This window comes from Streptomyces sp. NH27, from assembly GCF_056859195.1.
The window spans coordinates 1-3452 of the sequence record NZ_JACEGK010000690.1; the positions used below are offsets into that span (position 1 = coordinate 1).

The 3452-nt window shown below is 72.2% G+C and carries 3 protein-coding genes; all 3 read left to right on the top strand.

Annotation, left to right across the window (positions count from 1 at the left end):
* Window positions 1–96 precede the first annotated feature (96 nt).
* The 3 genes from AC13HU_RS34460 to AC13HU_RS34470 all read left to right on the top strand — a co-directional run bounded on the left by AC13HU_RS34460 (window position 97) and on the right by AC13HU_RS34470 (window position 3195).
* A complete protein-coding gene (locus AC13HU_RS34460; protein WP_483045931.1) occupies window positions 97–1062 on the top strand; it encodes an ABC transporter permease in 966 nt (321 codons plus the stop codon).
* Window positions 1059–2078 carry an ABC transporter permease gene (locus tag AC13HU_RS34465; protein ID WP_483045932.1) on the top strand — a complete coding sequence of 340 codons (1020 nt, stop codon included), beginning with the start codon at window positions 1059–1061 and terminating at the stop codon, window positions 2076–2078. The genes AC13HU_RS34460 and AC13HU_RS34465 overlap by 4 nt, the downstream gene beginning before the upstream one ends.
* A 91-nt stretch (window positions 2079–2169) precedes the next feature.
* On the top strand, window positions 2170–3195 hold the full coding sequence (locus AC13HU_RS34470; protein ID WP_483045933.1) for a LacI family DNA-binding transcriptional regulator: 1026 nt from the start codon (window positions 2170–2172) through the stop codon (window positions 3193–3195).
* The last annotated feature ends 257 nt before the right edge of the window (window positions 3196–3452 follow it).

Genomic DNA, 3452 nt, shown 5'->3' on the forward strand with positions numbered 1-3452 from the left:
ACCCGACGCCTCCGCCGCAGCCTCAGACCCCGCTGATCCCGACGACCCCGCCGCGCCCGAACACCCCCGAGAGCACCCCGCCAAGGAGACGCAGCCATGACCTCCCTCACCTGGCCGGGCGCGGCCCTGGACCGCGGCCGGCTGCTGCGGCTGCTCCAGCAGTACGGCGTGTACGCCGCGCTGGTCATCCTGTTCGTGGTCGCGGTCGGCCTGGACGGGTCGTTCCTGTCGATGGGCAACATCCGGGTGCAGCTCTACCAGGTCGCACCCACGCTGCTGGTCGCGCTGGGCATGTCCCTGGTGATCGGCACCGAGGGCATCGACCTGTCGGTGGGCGCCACGATCGCGCTCGCCGCGTCGGTGGTGCCGCTCTACGCCGGGTACGGCCTGTTCGCCGCGCTCGCGGTCGCGCTGGTGCTGGGCGCGGCCACCGGAGCGGTCGGCGGCGCGATGGTCGCCTTCGCCCGGGTCCAGCCGATCGTGGCGACGCTGTCACTGATGATCGGTGTGCGCGGCCTCGCCGAGATCGTCAACGGCAACTCGGCCAAGCCCATCACCCAATCCGGCCTGCTCGACCTCGGCTCGCGCAACCTCGGCGGCGTCCCCGAGATGGCCTGGATCGCCGGGGTCTGCGCGCTGCTGACCGGGCTGCTGGTGCGCCGCACCACCTTCGGCCGGCAGCTCGTCGCGATCGGCGACAACCGGCAGGCGAGCCGGCTGTCCGGCCTGCCGGTGCGCCGGGTACTGATCACCGTCTACGTGCTGTCGGGCGTGCTCGCCGCGCTCGCCGGCGTGCTGATCGTCGGGCACGGCGCGGAGGCCGACCCGGCCAACCAGGGCCTGAACATGGAACTGGACGCCATCACCGCGGTCGTGGTCGGCGGCACCCCGCTGTCCGGCGGCCGGGTACGGGTGCTGGGCAGCGTCGCCGGCGCACTGTTCATGCAGCTCATCACCGCTGTGCTGACCCAGCACAATGTGCACACCTCCTACACCCAGATCGTCGAGGCCACCATCATCTGCTTCGCGGTGTACGCCTCCCAGGAGCGAGGGACCCGATGACTTCCACCGCCCTCCAGCCGGCCCCGGTACCACCAGGAGCCGCGTCCGACGGGCAGGCCGCGCGGATCTCGGTCCGTGAACGGATCGCCTCCCAGGTGCAGCGGCACGGCGCCCTGGCCGTTCTGGTGCTCGTCGTCGCCATCGCCTCGGCGACCTCCTCGACCTTCCCGACCTGGAACAACATCAGCAGCATCCTCGGCAGCAACGCCTTCGTGTGGCTGCTGGCGCTCGGCATGACCTTCGTCATCATCACCGGCGGGATCGACCTGTCGGTCGGCTCGATGTTCGCGCTCGGCGGCGTGCTCGGCGCGTACGGCTCGCGGCATGGCACCTGGCTGGCGATCGTGCTGCCGCTGGCGGTCGGCGCGGCCTGGGGCACCCTGCAGGGTCTGCTGATCGCCTACGCGCGGATGGCGCCGTTCATCGTGTCGCTGGTCGGACTGCTGGGCCTGCGCGGGCTGTTGCAGGCCGTCACCGGTGAAGGCGCCACCACGTACCTGGTACCGGCCCACTCGTGGTTCCGGAACCTGGGCGCCGGCACCTGGACCCCCGTACTGATCGTGGCGGCGCTCTTCGCGCTCGGCGCGCTGCTGCTGGCCCGGACCCGGTTCGGCGCCACGCTGACCGCGCTGGGCGGCAACGAGCACGCGGCACGGCTGATGGGCCTGCCGGTGGCCCGGGCGAAGGTGCTGGTGTACCTGCTGTCCGGCACGCTGGCGGCGGGCGCGGGCGCGCTCGGCGGTGCCCGGCTCGGCTCGGGCGTGACCACCATCGGCGTCGGCTACGAACTGACCGCGATCTCCGCGGTGGTGATCGGCGGCACCCTGCTCACCGGCGGCGCCGGTTCGATCGGCGGCACGGTCAGCGGTGTGCTGCTGCTCGCGGTGATCCACAATCTGATCGACCACTATTTCTCGCAGTACGGATCGGCGTTCACCGACACCGTCAACGGCGGCTTCCTCGCCGTCGTGGTACTGCTACAGACGCTGCTGAGCCGTACCCAGCAGCTGGAGTGACCGCCGTACCAGGGCAGCACCACCGCGGGCCGGGGGGCCGCAGACCTGAGCCGGACCGCGACGCAACCGGTCCGACCGAGAGAGGAATTCCGTGGGCGTCAGCCTCAAGGATGTCGCGCTGCGCGCCGGCGTGTCCGTGAAGACCGTCTCCAACGTGGTGAACGACTATCCCCACGTCACGCCCAGCACCCGCCGGCGGGTCCAGCAGGCGATCGACGAACTCGGCTACCGGCCGAACCTGACGGCGCGTCATCTGCGCAAGGGCCGCACCGGCATCATCACGCTGGCCGTGCCGGAGCTCGGCAACCCCTACTTCGCGGAGGTGGCCGGCGCGGTGATCGACGCGGCGGCCCGGCACGAGCTGACCGTGCTGCTCGACCACACCGCCGGGCTGCGCGAGAAGGAGGTGCTGGTCTCGCAGGGGTTCCGCTCGCATGTCATCGACGGGCTGATCCTCAGCCCGATCCGGCTGGAGAGCGAGGACCTGCTGTCGCGTCCCGAGGGCCCGCCGATGGTGCTGCTCGGCGAGCGCGAGTACGACGCCCCGTACGACCACATCATGATCGACAACGTGGGTGCGGCGCGGACCGCGGTACGGCATCTGCTGGACATCGGCCGGCGCCGGATCGCGTTCCTCGGCGCCCGCCGGGAGAGCGCGCGCCAGCCGGCCCACCTGCGGCTGCGCGGCTGGCGGGAGGCGATCGTCGCCGCCGGTCTGGCCCCCGACGAGTCGATGGTCGCCGCCACCGAGGGCTACGACCGCGCCGACGGCGCCGCCGCGATGGCGGCGCTGCTGGACCGCGAGGACCGGCCCGACGCGGTGTTCGCCTACAACGACCTGATCGCCCTGGGCGCGATGCGCACCCTGGCCGAGCGGGGTCTGCGGGTGCCCGAGGACATCGCCGTGGTGGGCTTCGACGACATCGAGGAGGGCCGCTACGGCGTGGTCTCGCTGACCACCGTCGCCCCGGACAAGGCCGCGCTGGCCCAACTCGCGGTGGACTGCCTGGTGGAGCGGATCGCGGTCGTCGGCGGCACCGAACCCCCGCAGCCGCGCCGTATCCTGCCCGGCTACCGGCTGATCGTCCGGGAGTCCACAGCGGTCCGAAGAAGCTAGTGCCCCTCCCGGAACGGTTTGCCCCGCTCGCCGCCCTGGCGCGGCCGTCCACGGCGTTGCCGCATCAGCCGAGTAGGCCCACTACGAGGCCGCTGCGGCGCCTTGCGGACGACCACGCCGGCACACCTCGCTACCGGGCAAACCTTGCCGGCCACGGCACCAGTGCCCCTCCCGGCAAGGTTCACCGGTTCGCGACGCCCGGCCCGGCACCCGTCCCCTTGCCTTCGGCGGGTGGGGGGTAATCCGGGGTACTCCTC